We start from the raw sequence: 16,779 nt of genomic DNA, 5'->3' as shown, positions 1-16,779 counted from the left end.
GTCTTTCGCATTCAGAACCACTTGGGCACCCTGTCGATCACAGCCAGCGCGAGCATGATCACGGCAATCGATGCCGAGACCCGCGGCGCGGTGATCTTAGGCGCCAAGCGTTCCTTCCAACGGTCTCGAATCTTCCTCGCAAGGATCTTCAAGACCGGCCCCTTCCTACCGCCCCGCCGGGCGGCAGTCACACGGGAGTCAGTCCCGCAACCGTGAAGGTGTTCGTGCCTCCAGCTGGAAAAGCACGATCGATCCGAAGGTGCACGAATCTTATCCCGCCGATTACACCCCGTACGGCTGGCGTGACACTTCATAAACTGGACCAAAGGGAAGTGGATCAATTAAATGCCCAGGTGGGAGGGGTGAGCGTCACTCCGTGTCAGATTCCCGGATGTGACCCTCAACTCACTCACAGCAAAGGGCGCCAAATGGTCACATACTGACCATCCACCTTGCAGGAGCCTTCTTTTCCAAGGCATTTTCCGCTCCGGAATGAACATCCCCAGTTAGGCAACGAGCCGGTCAGCGCCACGGTGGCACCCAGTGCCATCACTTTTCCCGCATTCAACTCCCCGGTCGCGCCGAGTGCCACTTATACACTTCATAAATCTACCCATACCGCCCATATAGATCCCTATAAATCGAAGCCGGCTATGCAACTTATGGGCGATTTAAGAATCATATCCGCTTTCTCTCGCAGCCTTTCGAGGAGCTCAAATCCATGCCCGAACCCGCCCCAGCCGCCGGTACCGACCCGGGCACCGAAGCCCCACCAACCCCCACTCCCTTGGTCGTGCCCCCCGCGCCGACCCTACCGACGGTTGACCCGGCGGCCGAGCAGCGCGCGACCGCGGCCGAGCAGGCAGCGCAGCAGGCCAAGTCCGAGCGCGACGACCTGCTCGGCGCGCTACGCAAGGTGCTCGATCCGAACGGCGCAGCCGGCGAGCAGGACCCGGCCAAGCTCGCCGAGCAGGCGACCACCGAGCGCGACACCGCGCTCGCCGAGGCTCGCCGGCTGAGAGTCGAGCTCGCCGCCCATCAGGCCGCGCACAAGAGTGGCGCCGACCCTGCACGGCTGCTCGACTCCCGCTCGGTGGCCGCGCAGCTCGAAGCGCTCGACCCGACCGACGCGAAGTTCGGCGAGAAGCTCGATGCCGTGATCGCCGCCGCGGTCGAGGCAAACCCGCTGCTGCGCGCCGACGGCACTCTGCCGGCCGGACCGCCCAAGGGCGGCGCCGACTTCACCCCGGGCGCCCCGCAGACGGTCACGCCCGAGCAGTTCGCGCGCCTGAGCTACGCCGACCGCGTCGAGCTCCACCAGTCCGACCCCGACCTGTACCGGCAGCTTTCTGCCGCAAGCGAGTAAGGAGGCTGCCGCATGGCGAAGACGACCGCGGCACAGATGATCGTCCCGGACGTCTGGGCCGACATGGTGCAAAGCAAGTTCAAGGGCAAGTTGGTCATCGGCACGATGGCGCTCAACGACTCCACCCTCGAAGGCAAGCCCGGCGACTCCGTCAACTTCCCCAAGTGGAAGGGACTTACGGAGGCCGAGGACCTCACCGAGGGAACCCCGATGACCCCCGAGCAGCTCGGCACCGACCCGGGCAACACGGCCACCATCAAGGAGGCCGGCAAGGCGGTCGAGATCACCGACAAGGCTCGCCTTGTCGCGTTCGGCGACCCGTTCGCCGAGACGCAGCGACAGCTCGGAGTACTGATCGCCCGGAAGATCGACAAGGACTTGACGGCCGCGGCCGAGGCCGCCGGCGTCATCATGGTCAACGCCGCGACCGACCCCCTGTCGTGGGACGTGATGGTGGACGGCATCGCCAAGTTCGGGGACGAGTGGGAGCCGGAGAACATGGCCGGCATCATCATTCACTCGCTCCAGCGGGCGAGCATCTACAAGGACCCGAACTTCATCAGCGCCGACAAGTTCGGCACGGGCGCGGTCATCCCACGCGGCGTGATCGGCCAGATCGGCGGGGTCAACATCTTCGTGTCCGACCGCGTCACCACCACCGCGGCCGACGGCACCAACCCGGCCACGTACAACGCGTTGATGGTGCGCCGCGGCTCCCTCGGGCTGCTCTACAAGCGTCGGCCGCTCGTCGAGACGGACCGCGACATCCTCGCCCGCACGACCGTGGTCACCACGAACGTGCACTACGCGACGCACCGGCTCGACGACGAGGGGATCGTCGTTCTCAAGACCCGGGGGGCGGCTGCCTGATGCTCCTGCGCCGCTACCACTCCCGCCCGGAGGATTCCCCGGGCGACGAGGACGAGCAGACAACGGAAGAGGAGCAGCAGGCCAACGGGCCGCCGGCGAAGAAGCCGGCGGCCCGTTCTGCTGCCGGCACCGCGCCGAGGGGGTGATCGCTGTTCGGCAGCCGTACGCCACCCCCGAGCAACTCGCCGGTTGGACCGGTCAGCCAGCCCCGGCTGACGCCGAGCGGCTGCTCGCGCGGGCCGGCGAGGACATCGACTCGGCCCTACTCGCCGCGGTCTATCCCGTCGACGACGACGGCGACCCGCTCGACACCGCGATTCAGATCGCGTTGCGGGAGGCCACCTGTGCACAGGTCGAGTACCAACTCGCTGCCGGCGACGACGGAACCGGCGCGGCCGGACAGTGGGACTCGGTCTCGATCGGCCCCGTCTCCCTATCCGGCCGCAGCTCGCGCACCTCGACAACCGGCGGCGTCGAGCTCGCCCCGCGCGCGGACCGCATCCTGCGCCGCGCTGGCCTCACCCTCGGTTGCGTGATGCCATGGTGAACCGCGTTCCCGCAGGCCTGCTGCGCCACCGCATCCGTGTCGAGCCCTACCTTGGCGAGTCCGCGTACGGGCCGCAGTACGGTCCCGCAGTCGCGGGCATTCCCGCCCTGGTCGACTCCACCCCTCGACTAGTACGCACCCCGGACGGCCGCAAGGTCACCGCCGCGGCGACGTTCATCGCCGCCCCTGACCTCGACTGTCCACTCAGTTCACGCGTCACCCTGCCCGACGGCCGCACCGCGACTGCACTCACCGTCGCCCACCACACTGCTCCTGGTCTCCCCGTTCCAGCCTGTACGGAAGTCAGTTGCGAATAACTACTTGGCGGACTACTGAAACCAACTAGCAACTTACCAAGTGGTCCCGTATAGAAGAACGTGGATGCTCATTACCACTTCACCAATGATGAACTGAAGGCTTATGAGTAGCCGCGAATGACGCTTAGGACTTGCAGCAAGTTGGTATGGTGTAGCTACACGAGTCGCAGTTCAACTGCAAGTTGGACTGCAACTGAAGCTCACACACGTGAAGTGCCGGGCCCCGGCGGGAACCGGGGACCCGGCACGTGTGCGAGGTTGGGTGGGTCCGGCTGAGTATCAGACAGCCGGACCTATCTCAAGGTCCGTTCAGCCGCTACCCGCCCTGACCTGCCGCGATCTAGCGCAGCAGCATCACCACACACGTTGCGAACGGGACGAGCGCCCCTAAGATCGCAACCGCTGAGCGTACCCAGCGTGGTAGATCCTCGGGCTTCTCTCCCTCTTCGCCTTCCATGTGCCTGCTCCTTTCTCTACAAGACGCCCCCGCACTGCGAGGAATCCGGCCGAAGATCTCGGCCGGACGTATGGATGCGAGAGAAGCCAGGCGCCACAGATACTACAACGCTCGCAGCTCTCACACTGAATAACAGGACGCATTCGGAGGTGAGTTGCGAATGAGCCGCCCCCGCGCCCGAATCCGATGGAACGGCGACGCAGTCCTCGGCCGCACCCGAGCCGGCGCCGTGCGCGGACTGCTGCTCGGCGCCGAGCACTTGCTCGCCGAGTCCCGCAAAGAGGTACCGATCGCCGAGGGCACCCTCGAACGCTCCGGCGCGACCACCGTCGACGAGCAGGACCTCGTCGCCGGCGTCACCTACGACACCCCGTACGCCGCACGTGTACACGAGGACCTCACCGCCCGGCACAGCCCGGGACGGAAAGCGAAGTTCCTCGAAGGGCCGTTGCAGAGGGAGAGCGGCACGATTACGGAGATCATCGCCGCCCAAGTACGAAGGGCGTTGCGGTGACCTTCCTCGTCGACGTCGTCGACGGGTTGGCGAAGATGCTCGCCGCGGCCAACGTCGCCACCTACAGGCCCAACGGCGTATACACCGAGGGCGAGACGGCGATCACGGACACCGTGATGCCCGCCGCCCCGGACCGCGCGGTCGTCCTCACCGCCTACGACACGGCCAACTCCCAGACCCTCACCGACACCACCGTCTACGTGCAGGCCCGTACCCGCGCCGGCGTCGATCCGCGCGAGGTGGCCGCCCTCGACGACGCCGTGTTCGAGGTGCTGCACAACTCCGGCCCGTTCCTCTTCGGTACGGCCCGCGTCGTGCTGATCACCCGCCAGTCCGCCGCCCCGCTCGGCGCCGACTCGGCCGGCCGGTTCGAGCGGACCAGCAACTACGCGTTGCGCGCTCACCGGCCGCACCCCCGACTTGAGTAGGAGGACCGTCCCTTGTCCACCCCCGTGCAGCCGGCGGAGACCGAGACCGCGCTCGCGCGCCGCTACCGCCTCGAACTCGACACGAGTTCGACGAGCACCCCCTCGTGGGTGATCGTGCCCGGCATCCAGGAGTTCGACCCGGCGGTCGACCCGACGCAGCAGGATTCCACCACCTACGAGGACGGCGGTTGGGCCGACAGCACCGTCACGCAACTCGCGTGGTCCGTCGAGTTGACGCTGTTGCACCGCTACCACCCGACCACGAAGGCGTTCAACGCGGCGCAGGAAAAGCTGCGGCTCGCGGCCGAGAGCTTCGGCAGCGGCGCGACCGTCCATGTGCGGTGGTACGACCGCGAGGGGCGCGCCGACGCCTACGAAGGCCGCGCCCTGGTGATGTGGGACCCGGACGGCGGAGCAACCGACGACCTCGACTCGGTCGGGGTCACGCTCACCGGCAAGGGCGCCAAGACCGCGATCACCAACCCGCTCGCGGGGAGTGGTTCGTAATGGCCTTTCAGGAACTCGGCAACCTGCTCGACGACTCCCTCGTACTCCCGATCAAGGGGAAGACGTACCGGGTTCCCGCGCCGTCCGCGGCGACCGGTCTGCGGGTGCAGGCCATCATGCAGGCCGCCGCCACGGCCGCCGACGGCGGACAGGCCGACAAAGAGGTGTTGGCGGACGCGGCCGAGCGCGACATGTACGCCGACGTCCTCGGCACCGCGCACGCCGAGATGGTCGCCGACGGCGTCGAGTGGCCGATGCTCAAGCACGCCGCCGTGACCGCCATGGTGTGGATCATCCAGAGCAAGGACCGCGCAGAGGCGTACTGGAACACAGGCGGCGACCCTTCTCAACTGGCCCCGAACCGGCAGCAGCGCCGCAGTACATCGGATGCGGCGAACAAGACCCGGTCTCGGGGCTCTTCGAGTGGTACGAAGCCCCGCCCGGCCAACCGGCGCGGAGGAAAGGGCAGCAGCAGCGGCGCGCGCCGCAAGTGACGTGGGCCCAACTCCTCAACGAGTGGCCGCTTGTCGAGGCAGACCTACACGAGGTCTACGGCATCGACGCCGGCGCACCCGGACTGTTGGAGGAGCGCTCGTGGCGATGGCTGCGCGTGCGCATCTTCGGCCTCCTGTCCGCCGACTCCCGCATACAGCGCCTGTTCAACCCTCCGCCGGAGCCGAAGAAGCCCCGGCGTAACTGAATACCGCGCCCCGCGTGTGCGGCCCCCTGTGAGGAGGCCCGCGCATGGCCCTGACAGTGGGCGAACTCGCCGCGACGATCACCGTCGACGACAGCGAGGCCGAGCAGGGACTCGACAGCTTCCAAGCCCGATTGCGGGCCGCCCTCGCCCGCATCACCCAGCGCGCCCGCGCCGGCGGAGAGGACGCCGGCAGCGCGCTCGGCGACGGCCTCGACGAAGCCGCCGGCGACGGCGCCGAGCAGGCCGGCGACACCCTCACGGGCAAGCTCAAGGCGCTTGCCATGGGCGTGATCGGGGGCGCGCTCGGCGCCGCCCTCATGGCCGGCCTGTCCGAGGCCATCGACCAGGGACAGGTCACGGCCAAGCTCGGCGCGCAGCTCGGCGCGACACCGGCCGAGGCGAAGCGGTACGGCGAGGTCGCCGGCGAGTTGTTCTCGGACGCCGTCACGGAGGATTTCCAGGGCGCGGCCGAGGCGATCAAGGCGACCCTGGGCGCCGGCCTGCTCCCGCCGGACGCGACGAACGCGCAGATCGAATCGATCTCGACGAAGGTCGCTGACCTCTCCAGCACCTTCGACCAAGACCTCGGCGGGGTCACGAACGCGGTCTCACAGATGCTGCGGACCGGTCTCGTCTCCTCCGCCGACGAGGCGTTCGACGTCCTCACGAAGGGATTCCAGTCGTCCGCGAATAAAGCGGATGACCTGGTCGACACGTTCAACGAATACGGGACGCAATTCCGTCAGGCGGGATTGGACGGCGCCACGGCCGTTGGTCTGATGAACCAGGCCATTCAGGCGGGCGCCCGGGATTCCGATATCGCCGCGGACGCCATTAAGGAATTCGGTCTCCGGGCTGTCAACGGCTCGGCGACCACTGCGGCAGGTTTTCAGGCTCTCGGCCTGAATGCCGATGACATGGCCGCGAAGTTCGGCAAGGGCGGCTCTTCGGCGACGGCCGCACTCGACACCACGCTCGACCGGCTCCGGGCGATAAAGGACCCGATCAAGCAGTCGCAAGCGGCGACCGCACTTTTCGGCACTCAGGCCGAGGATCTCGGAAAAGCGCTTTATGCGATGGACCCGAGTACCGCCGCGCAGGGTCTCGGCGAGGTCGGCGGAGCGGCCGACGCACTCGGCAACACTCTTCGTGACAATGCCGGGGCGCAACTGACCGCTTTCAAGAATTCGATGCAGCAGAACCTTGTCGAATTCCTTGGCGACAACGTCGTGCCGGTCCTGACCACGTTCTTCGGATTCGTCGGCAAGCACCGCGCCGAGTTCACCGTCGCCGCGGTGGTCATTGGTGCGGCGTTCGCCGCGATCGGTGTTGCGGCGACGATCGCGGGCGCGGAGATGGCCGCTGCCTGGATCGCCGGCCTCGGGCCGGTCGGTTGGGTGGGAATGGCTATCGCCGCCCTGGTCGTGCTCGTCATCACGTACTGGGACGAGATCAGGGGGTGGACGCTCTCTGTCTGGGACTGGATCGTCGGGAAACTGATCTGGGCCAAGGACATGATGGTTCAGGCGTTTATGAACTTCACCCTGATCGGTCTGCTGATCAGTCATTGGTCCTCGATCCGGGATACCGCAGTGTCGTGGTGGAACGGGATCGTTGGTTGGCTCAAGGGAGTTCCCGGACGTCTGTACAACCTGTTCCTCAACTGGACGCTGCTCGGTCTGATCATCAAAAACTGGACCGCGATCAAAAACGCGACCGTCGGCAAGGCAACCGAAATGGTCGACTGGATTCGCGGACTCCCGGAGCGCCTCTCGTCCGCGCTCGGAAACAACCTGTCCGGGCTGCTCGTCGGCAAGGGCAAGAACATCGTTCAAGGCCTGTGGAACGGCATCCTTTCCATGGGCGGTTGGCTCAGAAATAAGATCACGGGTTGGGCCAAGGAAGTCATTCCGGGGCCGGTTGCAAAGGCACTTGGTATTGCGTCGCCGTCCAAGGTCATGGCGCGTGAGGTCGGCCGGTGGATTCCCGCCGGCGTCGTCGACGGCATCGAATCCGGCTCCGGCGCGGTCGACCGGGCCATGTCCAATCTCGTGTCCGTCCCCACAGCCGGACAGGCCACCGCAGCGAACGTCGCCGCACAGACCGCGACCGCCACGGGCGGCGGGGGCGGTCAGCCGGTCGTCACGTTCACCTCGGACGGCAGCAGGGTCGGCGACTTCCTGCTCTCGGTGTTCCGGGACGCGGTCAACGTCCGTGGCGGAAACGTCCAGTTCGCCGTCACCGGAAGGAGTGCGTAACCGTGGCATTCCCCGACCAGCCGCTCGGCCTCAAGGGCGAGTTGCGGATGGGGTCCGCGTGGCAGGACATCACCGGCGACCTGTACACGCGTGATCCGATCACCCACACCCGCGGGCGCCCGTACAAGTCGAACGCCGCCGATCCCGCCGCGTGCGTGGCCACCATCCGCAACCTCGACGGCACGTACACCCCCCGCAACCCCGAAGGCCCGTACTACGGCCTGTTCAACCGCAACACCCCCTTCCGCTACACCTTGCCCGGTGGCCCCGTCCACCTGGAAATGCCCGGCACCGCCGACCGCGCCACCACACCGGATGTGGCGGCCCTCGACATCACCGGGGACCTTGATATCCGGTGGGAGGGAGAGGCGAACTGGTTCTCGGCCGAGACTCAGTTCCTGATCGGCAAGTGGGGTGCGGCCGGTAACCGCTCGTACTACCTGATCGTGCGAGCAGGGGTGCTGTACCTGAACACCACCAGCGGCGGCACAACCGTCGACGGGGGCGGGTTCGCCACGCTGCCCGCAGCTCTGCCGCGCCACGCTGCCGTGCGCGGGACCCTCGACGTCGACAACGGGGCCGGCGGGTTCACCCTGCGCCTGTACTGGGCACCCACCCTCGCCGGCCCCTGGACGCAGTTCAGCGGCGACCTGACCAGTTCGGCCCCGGTCACCATCTTCAGCGGCACAGCCCCGTTGTCCATCGCACCGGAACAGACCGACGTCACCCCGCCCCGCCGCGCGGTCACCGGCACCGTCTACCGGGCCGAGGTCCGCAGCGGCATCGACGGCACAGTCGTCGCCGCGCCGGACTTCACCACACAGCCGATCGGCACCACCTCGTTCACCGACTCGGCCGGCCGCACGTGGACGCTCGCCGCCGGCTCTGCGATCACGGATCGCATCGTGCGGTTCGAGGGCGAGGTGCCCGAGTGGCCGCCGAAGTGGTCCACCTCGGAAAAGGACGCGTGGACGCCGATCACCGCCGCGGGCATCCTGCGCCGCCTCGGCCAAGGGGCGAAGCCTCTTGCGTCCGCGCTGCGCCGCCGTATCCCTTCCTACAAGCCGCTCGCGTACTGGCCGATGGAGGAAGGCGCGAGTTCGGCTCAGGCGTCCTCGCCGATCGCCGGCGTGGGCCCACTGCGCCTGTCGAATGTGACATGGGCGCAAGCCAACACCCTTGCCTCGTCCGGCCTGTTGCCCGTCCTCGCGTCCAGCGCCGGACAGTTGCCCGTCATGATGGGCCGCGTTCCGGCGCCGAGCACCGCGCTTACGTCGTGGTCGGTGCAGTGGATGTACCGGCTCGACACGCTGCCCACCACTCGGTGGACGTTCATGCGCGTACTGAGCACCGGCGGCACCGTGCGGGAATGGTTGATCCAGTTCGGTTCGACCACCAACGGGATCAGTAGCCGGATCATCGCCAAGGACGACGACGGCAACACCCTGTCCACGCAGGACATTGCCACCGGGGCGGACATCTTCAACCGGTGGCAGCGCGTCAACTTCACCGTCGCCCAGCAAGGCGCCAACGTGAAGTTCGGCATCGTGTGGACCGACGTCGGCGGCGACCCCGGAGGCGTCTACTTCACGACTCCCGGCACCATCGGCCGGCCTACCGCCGTCGCCTCCCCCGCCGACGGCTACGCCTCAGCCCTGAACGGTCTGGCCCTCGGTCACCTCTCGGTCTGGCCAACGGACTCAACAGCCGCGTACGTCAACGCAGTTGACGCGTGGTCCGGGGAGACCTCCGGCGCCCGCATGCGCCGCCTGGCCCAGGAAGAGGGCGTCTTGCTCACCATCGTGGGCGACCCGGACGACACGGTGCCCGTGGGGGCGCAGAGTCCCGCTCCGCTGCTCGACCTGCTGCGCGAGTGCGCCGAGGCCGACGGCGGGATCTTCGGCGAGACCATGGCCGGACGCGAACTGAAGTACCGCACCCGCGCAGCCCTCTACAACCAACAGCCGGCCCTCGTCCTCGACTACGCCGCCGGCCACCTCGCGCCGCCGTTCGAGCCGATCGAGGACGACACCGTACGCAACGAATGGGCCGTACAGCGCAAGGGAGGATCGACCGGTACCGCGGTCCTCGACGACGGCCCCCTGTCCATCCAAGACCCGCCGGACGGTATCGGCCTGGTCGACGACTCCAAAACGCTGAACCTGGCCACCGACGACCAGACCGACCCGGTCGCGAACTGGCTTCTTCACCTGTCCACTTGGGACGAGAACCGCTATCCGTCGATCACTCTGCTGTTGCACAAGTTCCCCGAACTCATCCCGTCCGTCCTCGCGCTCAGCGAGGGCGACAAGATCCGCATCGTCAACCTGCCCAAGCGGTTCACCGGCTCGGGCGTCGTCGAGCTGCTGGTCGACGGCTGGACCGAAACCGTCCTCCCCCGCACGTGGACGATCACGTTCACCTGCTCGCCCGCCGGCCCCTGGTCGGTGGGCGTAGTCGACGAGATCCCGCTCAAGTGGTGCGACACCAGCGGCGCCCAACTCGCCACCGCGGCGACCGACACCGCCGCCACGGTGAACGTGCTCACCACCGCCGGCCAGACCTGGACAAGCAACCCCTACGACTACCCATGGGATGTACGGGTCGGCGGGGAGGTAATGACCGTCGCCGCGCCCGGCCGGCTACTGAACACCAACCCGTTCTTCGAGTCGGACTCAAGCGGCTGGAGCGGGCAGGCCGCCACCGTCGCCCGCTCGACCTCGGTCCTACACCCGCAGGCCCTCGGCTCCCTGCTGATCACCCCGGACGGGGTCGGCACCTCCGGCGGCGCGGTCGCCACCCGCAGCGACGTGGGCGCAATCGTGCCGGGCGCGACGTACGTCGCCTCGATGTGGGCGTACTCCCCCAAGGGGTGGAGCGACCTCCGGCCGGTCATCGACTGGTACGACGCCACAAACACGTTCCTCAACACGGGACTTGGCAGCGCGGTCGCCGCGCCCGCCGGGCAATGGACGTTCCTCCAGCAGTCGTTGACAGCTCCCGCCACCGCCTCACGGGCGAGCGTCCGCGCCCGCCACGGAGCAACCCCGACCGCCGGCGACGTCTGGTACGTGTGGGGCGTCCGCCTCACCCAGCCCAAGGCCTCATGGCTGCTCGACAGCTTCGGCCGTACCGTCACCGGGAGTTGGGGCATGCCCGACTCGGGCCCGTCCTGGTCCACCGTCGGCGGCGGATCGACGTCCGACTACTCCGTCGGCTCCGGCTACGGGGTGCACACCCTGTCGACGACCGAGACGTCTCGGCGTACAGCGGTCACCGCGGCGCATGCCGACTTCGACGTCTACGCCGACATCACGACGTCGGCACTGGCCACGGGCGACAGCCTGTACGGCGCGGTCACGGCACGGATGCTGGACTCCTCGAACATGTACATGGTCCGGGTGCAGTTCAGCACGACCAACACGGTCGTCCTGTCCCTGCGCAAGGTCGTCGCCGACGTGACCACGGAACTCGGCACCTACACCGTGCCGATCACGCACGTTGCCGGGCAGTTCGTCCGGGTACGGTTCCAAGGGCGCGGGACGACGCTCCGGGTTAAGGGGTGGCTCGCGTCGAGCGCGGAGCCGAGCGACTGGCGTATCGAGGTCACCGACACGGCGCTCACCGCTGCGAACCAGATCGGTACCCGCTCGATCCGCACCGCCAGCAACACCAACGCGGCCACCGTGCAGATCCGGTACGACAACGTCGACGTCATCAACCCGCAGGTCTTCACGGTCATCCGCAGCCGCAACAACATCGTCAAGGCGCAGGCCGCAGGCGCCGACGTGCGGCTCGCATACCCCGCCATCGTCGCCCTGTAAGGAGGCATCCCCCTCGTGACCCTGTGGCAGCCCGGTATGCGGATCACCGATGACCGGCTCAACGACGGCCCACCAACTCTCACCACTGCAACGGGACTTGTGGCGGCGACCGGGTTCACGGTCAGCGACTTCCGCGGCTACCGCAGCGGCCACAACGTCGAGTTGAACATGTACCTGTTCCGCTCCGGGGCGACGATCGCCGTCTCGGGCGCCGGCAACCTCGCCGACACCGCCTGCTGCACCGTCCCGTCCGGGTGGCGACCCACCAGCGGCACCATCAACGGGAACTGGGACGACGGCACCGCCGAGGGCGGGTTCGTCATCGGCACCGACGGCATCGCCACGCTGCGCACCACCAACGGTGAGCCGATCGTCGGCGAGGCCACCACCTCCGGCAGCGGCCGGAATCTGCGCCTGCACATCACCTTCATTCAGGACTAGCCCCGCCCCTCAACTCGCCCACCACGTACGCCCGAGCGCACCGCGCCGGGCGTTTTTTCATGCCCAGGAGGCACCCCGTATGACCAGCACCTCGCGCGGCCTCGACGTGTCCGCGTACCAGTCCGCACAGAACTGGACCGCGCTCAAGGCCGACGGCCTCACCTTCGCGTTCGCCAAGGCGAGCGAGGGACAGAGCACGCACGACCCGAAGTTCGGAACCCACATCAAGGGAATCAAGGGCGCCGGCCTGGTCGCCGGCGCGTACCACTTCGCGTGGCCGAACCAGTCCGCCGCCGCCGAGGCCACCAACTACATCAGCGCCGTCAAGGTGTACGCCGGCCCCGGGTTCCTGCACTGGCTCGACCTTGAGCGCTACAGCGACGGCCGGAACTACAAGGGCCGGACCGCGGCCCAGATCAAGGCGTACGCCACGGCGTGGATCTCCGCAGTGAAGAAGGCGTTCCCCGGGCAGGTCGTCGGCATCTACACGTCCGCCTCGGACATCTCCGCCGGGCACGTCCCCTCGGGCGTTCCCCTGTGGTACCCGGCTTACCCGTGGGGTGCCGCCACCTACGCCCGAGCAGAGGCCGCTACCCGGCCCAAGCCGAGCGGTCGCACCGTGACGATCTGGCAGTTCACGTCGACCCCCCTCGACCGGAACATCGCCTACATGTCCCCCTCCGCGCTGCGCGAGTGGGCCCAGGGCGACGCCGACGACACCGACGACGAGCCCAAGACGTACACCCCGCCGAAGTTCCCGACCGGCCTCGCCCCGAACAAGGCCAAGCCCTCGTCCATCACTCTTCAGCGCGCGCTCAAGGCCGCCGGCTACATGGCCAAGTCCGTTGCCGAGTCGCCGAATTACGGACCCAAGACTCAGGCTGCCGTGGCCAAGTTCCACAACGCGCACCCGACTTACCGCGCCAAGGGCACCACGCACGACGTGAAGATCGGCCCGAAGGGATGGGCCGCCCTGTTCCGCCTCGCCTACGGCAAGTGACCCCACCTCCACCACAAAGAGAGGTACTCCCCATGACCGACGCCAACCGTCGCACCATCCGAACCATCGTGCAGACCGTGCTTGCCCTCACGTCCGGCCTGCCTCTGCTCATCAACGCCGCCGGCATCCCGCAGACTGCGGCTGGAGTCGGCGTCGTGCTCGCCGTTGCCGGCGCCATCACGCGCGTGATGGCACTGCCGGTCGTCGAGAACCTGCTGCCCGTATGGCTGCGCGCCGCACCGAACGGCGACGACGCGCTGCTCGCGCTCGACCGGAAGAGCGGGGGCAGCGTATGACCGCACCTGAGCCGCCCGACTCCGCGGCCGTCGCTCTTGAACGACTGCGCGGAACAGTCGAGGTGGGGTTCGCCCGGATCGACGGTGCGCTCGCGCTGCTCGTCCAGAGATCCGACCAGACCGAGGGGCGCCTCGGTGAACTCGAAAATCGAGTCGACGAACTCGAAACCCGCCGGTGGCCCCTGTCAAGCATCAGCGCCCTAGTAGGCCTGCTCGGGCTCGTATTGGCCGTGCTCACCCAACTCCCTTAGGGACAGGAGCAGTTCACGACGCTTCCCTAGCACGCAATCTTGGCCGAGTATGGATGAATGGCTGAATGGCTGGCGCCCGTACTTACTGCGTCGACAGGCGCTCTCGGCGTGTTCTTCACGTGGCTCGCTGGCGCCCGAGCACCCAAGAATGCAGAGCAGGTGTTCCAGCGTGTCGACGCCACGGAGAATCAGCGGTCAGTCCGCCGTGAGCGACGCGAAGGATACTTTGAGGCCTTGCGCATGATCGAGCTTGACCTGCGCATTGCTACATATCGGGCGCAGAGCTGCACGGAGGAGCTTGAAGCCCTTGAAAGTTCCTGGCCGAGTTCCCGGCGACTTGAAATGTCTGTCGAGGCAAAGATGGTCGTACAGATATTCGGGAGCGGCGAGGTTCGGCTGTTGACCACAGAGTGGGAAGAGGTCGCCCGCGAAGGGGACGTCGAGAAGATGGAGGCTGTCGCCGAGAGATTTCGCTCTCAGGTGCGTTCCGAGTTGCTATCCAACTAGCCCGTGTAGCAGGACAGTTCGGCAAATTCTGTGCCCCCGCTCCCTGGCATTGCGCCGGGGAACGGGGGCTCTTTCGCCGTTGCAGGGCATGCGAGAGGGCCCTCGACCCGTATCCGTCGAGGGCCCTCCCTGGGGGTCACCGTGCCCATGGACCTATGCAGCCACGGACACGGGAACGTGTTCCCCCCTTCCGCCAGCCGCCCCCGCGTTGGGAGACGACACAGAGCGGCTTCGGCGGCGTGCGGATTTCGACTCGGTCCGGGCGTGGCGCCCGCGCGGAGTTTCGTCCGCAAGGATCTTGACCCGCATCGAGTCGCGGTAGCAGTAGCAGGTGTAGGTGTAGCCCGGTCGATCGACCGGCGCCGGGGCTACCGCACGGCGCGGACTCGGCATCGACCAATAGATCGCGAAAAGAGTGCCCAGGCCGAGACTGATGCACAGGCAGAACACACCGATCACCATGCGATCGAGCTCCATTCCGGTCACTTGCGCTCCTCCACACCGCGGAATTGGCGCCAGGAACCCCGGATCGCGGCGCGGATCGCGGGCCAGGCACCGCGACCTGAATCATCGTTCCGGACACCGGCGAACATCCCGACCTGCTCGGCAAGGTCGACGACCAGCGTCCGCGCGAGGTCGGGTTTGATCTCGACGAGCAAGTTCGCGTCGAAGTAGAGCCACACGTCGACGTCGTCACCAGAACCGCAGTTGACGGACACGTTTACTTTCTCGGGTCGGATCACACGGCCCCCCTGCCACCCTCGTCCAGGCGGAACCACACGGCCTTTGAAGTGGGGATCAACCCGCCGTAGAGCGCGGCTCCCCAGTGATCGGCGAGTTGGTCGACGATGCAGAGGCCGAGGCCACCCTCGCGCTCCAACCCTTCGGGAGGACCGGGCAGTTCCTTCGGCAGGTCGTCGTGCACCCACACGGACACGTAACCCTCGGCAACGATCACATCGACGTGAACAAGACGGGCGGCCGTGTGGCGGTAGACATTCGTGACAATTTCGCTCGCACAGAGCTGAGCATTTCCTGCGAGTGCACCGTGACCAGTCGAGCGGCACAGAGCCACGACCAGGTCACGAAGCACCGCCGGCGCAGTCGGCGTGTTCGCCGCCGAAAGGCGATACGACAACGCCGACGGTGGTGTTGGTGGTGCAGGAGGTGCTAACGCAGTTCCCATTTCATCGTCTCCCAACGCGGTTGTAGCTCGCGCTGCTCGCCACCGTGGCTCGATCCGCTCCCGGGCGACGGCGCCGGTACATGGGCGCGCGTCAGCGGCTGCACTGCGGTTTTACCGGCGCACTGCGCGGTGCTGCTGAAGACGGTAGCGGATGCGTCTCACTAGTTGTACCCGAATGGCTCAACAGTAGAACGAGGTGGATCCTTGTTGGGACACGGGCCACACTGGGAGCCGACAGGAGGGGAGCCGATGCCACCAAGGAAGGCGCCGACCGCACGTCAGCGCCGATTGGGCGTTGAACTGCGAAAGATCCGGGAACATGCCGGTCTCACGCTCGCCGACGCCGCAACCCAACTCGGCACCGACCGGACGAGCATCAGCAACACCGAGTCGGGCCGCTTCGGCGTAAGCGGTGAGCGCGTTCGCACATGGGCCGCTCACTACGGCTGCCCCGACGCTGAATACGTCGACGCCCTCGCCGCCATGGCTGAAGAACGCGGCAAGGGATGGTGGGAGGACTACCGCGGCGAACTCTCCGCCGGCGCGCTCGATCTATCCGAACTTGAGTACCACGCCACGGCACTTCGCGCCGTGCAGATCATGCACATGCCCGGCTTGCTGCAAACCGAGGACTACGCCCGCGCCGTGTTCGAGGAGGCCGTGCCGCCTCTCAGCGACGTTGACCTCCGGCGCCGACTTTCGCATCGCTTGAAGCGTCGAGATGTGCTCGACCGACCGAGCGCACCCACGTGCACGTTCTTGATCCATGAGGCCGCCCTGCGCATGGAGTTCGGCGGCCGAAAGATCGCTCGCGCGCAACTCGACTACCTTTTGAAGGAGTCCAGCCGGGACAACGTGACCGTGCGCGTCGTTCCGTTCTCCGTCGGCGGTTTCCCCAACGCCGGAAGTTCGACACTCTACGCATACGGGTCGGTTCCGCAGCTCGACACGGTCCAGACGGACACCCCACACGGCCCCGCGTTCCTTGACGCAGAGACGCGCCTCGCCAACTACCGGGCCGTCCTGGACCGAACCGAAGAGAGGTCGCTCGACGCCGTGCAGTCGCGTGACTTCATCTACGAAATAGCACAACAAGTATGAAGGCGTGGGAATAGTGGAAATAAAGTGGCAAAAGTCCTCGTTCTCGACGGACTCAGAGGGCAACTGCCTTGAGCTCGCGACGCAGGGCGACGAGATCCTCGTACGCGAGAGCGACAACCCCAACGTGATCGTCAAGACCACCCAAGCGAAGCTGGCGGCGTTCCTCTCCGGCGCCAAGGCGGGAGAGTTCGACCACCTCATCTAGTCGG

Annotated in this window: 21 protein-coding genes; 19 read left to right on the top strand and 2 right to left on the bottom strand. The window is 67.0% G+C overall.

The genetic code is table 11. The annotated features are described in order from the left end of the window. Window positions 1-721 precede the first annotated feature (721 nt). From OG496_RS31520 to OG496_RS31440, 17 genes are all read left to right on the top strand, one after another. Entirely contained in the window at window positions 722-1,366 is a 645-nt protein-coding gene (locus tag OG496_RS31520; RefSeq protein WP_405973324.1) for a hypothetical protein, read from the top strand. A 12-nt stretch (window positions 1,367-1,378) separates the two neighbouring features. Further along, entirely contained in the window at window positions 1,379-2,236 is an 858-nt protein-coding gene (locus tag OG496_RS31515; protein ID WP_405973323.1) for a N4-gp56 family major capsid protein, read from the top strand. Beyond that, window positions 2,236-2,382 (top strand): hypothetical protein, encoded by a 147-nt coding sequence (locus OG496_RS31510; RefSeq protein ID WP_366093204.1) that lies wholly within the window; start codon window positions 2,236-2,238, stop codon window positions 2,380-2,382. Before OG496_RS31515 ends, OG496_RS31510 begins: the two co-directional genes overlap by 1 nt. Then, window positions 2,379-2,783 (top strand): hypothetical protein, encoded by a 405-nt coding sequence (locus OG496_RS31505; RefSeq protein WP_405973322.1) that lies wholly within the window; start codon window positions 2,379-2,381, stop codon window positions 2,781-2,783. The genes OG496_RS31510 and OG496_RS31505 overlap by 4 nt, the downstream gene beginning before the upstream one ends. After that, complete coding sequence (locus OG496_RS31500; RefSeq protein ID WP_405973321.1) at window positions 2,777-3,100, top strand: hypothetical protein; 324 nt, start codon at window positions 2,777-2,779, stop codon at window positions 3,098-3,100. The genes OG496_RS31505 and OG496_RS31500 overlap by 7 nt, the downstream gene beginning before the upstream one ends. Window positions 3,101-3,717: 617 nt before the next feature. Then, complete coding sequence (locus OG496_RS31495) at window positions 3,718-4,071, top strand: hypothetical protein (protein WP_405973320.1); 354 nt, start codon at window positions 3,718-3,720, stop codon at window positions 4,069-4,071. Further along, window positions 4,068-4,499, top strand: a complete 432-nt coding sequence (locus OG496_RS31490; RefSeq protein WP_405973319.1) for a minor capsid protein — start codon at window positions 4,068-4,070, stop codon at window positions 4,497-4,499. The genes OG496_RS31495 and OG496_RS31490 overlap by 4 nt, the downstream gene beginning before the upstream one ends. Window positions 4,500-4,511: 12 nt before the next feature. Further along, window positions 4,512-5,006, top strand: a complete 495-nt coding sequence (locus tag OG496_RS31485) for a phage tail tube protein (RefSeq protein ID WP_405973318.1) — start codon at window positions 4,512-4,514, stop codon at window positions 5,004-5,006. After that, on the top strand, window positions 5,006-5,500 hold the full coding sequence (locus OG496_RS31480) for a hypothetical protein (RefSeq protein ID WP_405973317.1): 495 nt from the start codon (window positions 5,006-5,008) through the stop codon (window positions 5,498-5,500). The genes OG496_RS31485 and OG496_RS31480 overlap by 1 nt, the downstream gene beginning before the upstream one ends. Then, window positions 5,497-5,706, top strand: a complete 210-nt coding sequence (locus tag OG496_RS31475) for a hypothetical protein (protein WP_405973316.1) — start codon at window positions 5,497-5,499, stop codon at window positions 5,704-5,706. Before OG496_RS31480 ends, OG496_RS31475 begins: the two co-directional genes overlap by 4 nt. A gap of 44 nt (window positions 5,707-5,750) precedes the next feature. Beyond that, complete coding sequence (locus tag OG496_RS31470) at window positions 5,751-7,964, top strand: phage tail tape measure protein (RefSeq protein WP_405973315.1); 2,214 nt, start codon at window positions 5,751-5,753, stop codon at window positions 7,962-7,964. 2 nt (window positions 7,965-7,966) lie between these two features. Continuing rightward, a complete protein-coding gene (locus tag OG496_RS31465; protein WP_405973314.1) occupies window positions 7,967-11,788 on the top strand; it encodes a hypothetical protein in 3,822 nt (1,273 codons plus the stop codon). A 15-nt stretch (window positions 11,789-11,803) separates the two neighbouring features. Next, a complete protein-coding gene (locus tag OG496_RS31460) occupies window positions 11,804-12,229 on the top strand; it encodes a hypothetical protein (protein WP_405973313.1) in 426 nt (141 codons plus the stop codon). Between the two features lie 79 nt (window positions 12,230-12,308). Further along, entirely contained in the window at window positions 12,309-13,229 is a 921-nt protein-coding gene (locus tag OG496_RS31455) for a GH25 family lysozyme (RefSeq protein ID WP_405973312.1), read from the top strand. Window positions 13,230-13,261: 32 nt separating this feature from the next. Then, a complete protein-coding gene (locus OG496_RS31450; RefSeq protein WP_405973311.1) occupies window positions 13,262-13,525 on the top strand; it encodes a hypothetical protein in 264 nt (87 codons plus the stop codon). Then, window positions 13,522-13,776, top strand: coding sequence for a hypothetical protein (locus OG496_RS31445; protein ID WP_405973310.1), 255 nt, complete (start codon window positions 13,522-13,524; stop codon window positions 13,774-13,776). The genes OG496_RS31450 and OG496_RS31445 overlap by 4 nt, the downstream gene beginning before the upstream one ends. 57 nt (window positions 13,777-13,833) lie before the next feature. Then, window positions 13,834-14,283 (top strand): hypothetical protein, encoded by a 450-nt coding sequence (locus OG496_RS31440; RefSeq protein ID WP_405973309.1) that lies wholly within the window; start codon window positions 13,834-13,836, stop codon window positions 14,281-14,283. A gap of 482 nt (window positions 14,284-14,765) precedes the next feature. Here the strand turns inward: OG496_RS31440 and OG496_RS31435 are convergent, their stop codons facing one another. Together OG496_RS31435 and OG496_RS31430 are read right to left on the bottom strand one after the other, a co-directional pair. Next, the gene (locus tag OG496_RS31435) at window positions 14,766-15,002 is read right to left on the bottom strand and encodes a hypothetical protein (RefSeq protein ID WP_405973308.1); all 237 of its coding nucleotides are present in this window, start codon (window positions 15,000-15,002) and stop codon (window positions 14,766-14,768) included. Between the two features lie 20 nt (window positions 15,003-15,022). Beyond that, the gene (locus OG496_RS31430; protein WP_405973307.1) at window positions 15,023-15,469 is read right to left on the bottom strand and encodes an ATP-binding protein; all 447 of its coding nucleotides are present in this window, start codon (window positions 15,467-15,469) and stop codon (window positions 15,023-15,025) included. Window positions 15,470-15,718: 249 nt separating this feature from the next. Here OG496_RS31430 and OG496_RS31425 point away from each other — a divergent pair, with 249 nt between their 5' ends. Together OG496_RS31425 and OG496_RS31420 are read left to right on the top strand one after the other, a co-directional pair. Next, window positions 15,719-16,570, top strand: coding sequence for a Scr1 family TA system antitoxin-like transcriptional regulator (locus tag OG496_RS31425; protein ID WP_405973306.1), 852 nt, complete (start codon window positions 15,719-15,721; stop codon window positions 16,568-16,570). A 13-nt stretch (window positions 16,571-16,583) separates the two neighbouring features. Next, a complete protein-coding gene (locus OG496_RS31420; protein WP_405976748.1) occupies window positions 16,584-16,775 on the top strand; it encodes a DUF397 domain-containing protein in 192 nt (63 codons plus the stop codon). Window positions 16,776-16,779 lie beyond the last annotated feature (4 nt).

Origin of the sequence: Streptomyces sp. NBC_00988 (assembly GCF_045162645.1) — a bacterium.
In the GTDB taxonomy this organism is placed as follows: Bacteria; Actinomycetota; Actinomycetes; order Streptomycetales; family Streptomycetaceae; genus Streptomyces.
The sequence above is the reverse complement of the archived record's forward strand: the minus strand, read 5'-3'. Positions and strand labels throughout refer to the sequence as shown.

Excerpts from the sequence above, each read along its gene's own strand:
- OG496_RS31520 (WP_405973324.1), top strand. The coding sequence starts at position 722 with ATGCCCGAACCCGCCCCAGCCGCCGGTACCGACCCGGGCACCGAAGCC.
- OG496_RS31515 (WP_405973323.1), top strand. The coding sequence starts at position 1,379 with ATGGCGAAGACGACCGCGGCACAGATGATCGTCCCGGACGTCTGGGCC.
- OG496_RS31510 (WP_366093204.1), top strand. The coding sequence starts at position 2,236 with ATGCTCCTGCGCCGCTACCACTCCCGCCCGGAGGATTCCCCGGGCGAC.
- OG496_RS31500 (WP_405973321.1), top strand. The coding sequence starts at position 2,777 with ATGGTGAACCGCGTTCCCGCAGGCCTGCTGCGCCACCGCATCCGTGTC.
- OG496_RS31495 (WP_405973320.1), top strand. The coding sequence starts at position 3,718 with ATGAGCCGCCCCCGCGCCCGAATCCGATGGAACGGCGACGCAGTCCTC.
- OG496_RS31480 (WP_405973317.1), top strand. The coding sequence starts at position 5,006 with ATGGCCTTTCAGGAACTCGGCAACCTGCTCGACGACTCCCTCGTACTC.
- OG496_RS31470 (WP_405973315.1), top strand. The coding sequence starts at position 5,751 with ATGGCCCTGACAGTGGGCGAACTCGCCGCGACGATCACCGTCGACGAC.
- OG496_RS31455 (WP_405973312.1), top strand. The coding sequence starts at position 12,309 with ATGACCAGCACCTCGCGCGGCCTCGACGTGTCCGCGTACCAGTCCGCA.
- OG496_RS31450 (WP_405973311.1), top strand. The coding sequence starts at position 13,262 with ATGACCGACGCCAACCGTCGCACCATCCGAACCATCGTGCAGACCGTG.
- OG496_RS31445 (WP_405973310.1), top strand. The coding sequence starts at position 13,522 with ATGACCGCACCTGAGCCGCCCGACTCCGCGGCCGTCGCTCTTGAACGA.
- OG496_RS31440 (WP_405973309.1), top strand. The coding sequence starts at position 13,834 with ATGGCTGAATGGCTGGCGCCCGTACTTACTGCGTCGACAGGCGCTCTC.
- OG496_RS31430 (WP_405973307.1), bottom strand. The coding sequence starts at position 15,469 with ATGGGAACTGCGTTAGCACCTCCTGCACCACCAACACCACCGTCGGCG.
- OG496_RS31425 (WP_405973306.1), top strand. The coding sequence starts at position 15,719 with ATGCCACCAAGGAAGGCGCCGACCGCACGTCAGCGCCGATTGGGCGTT.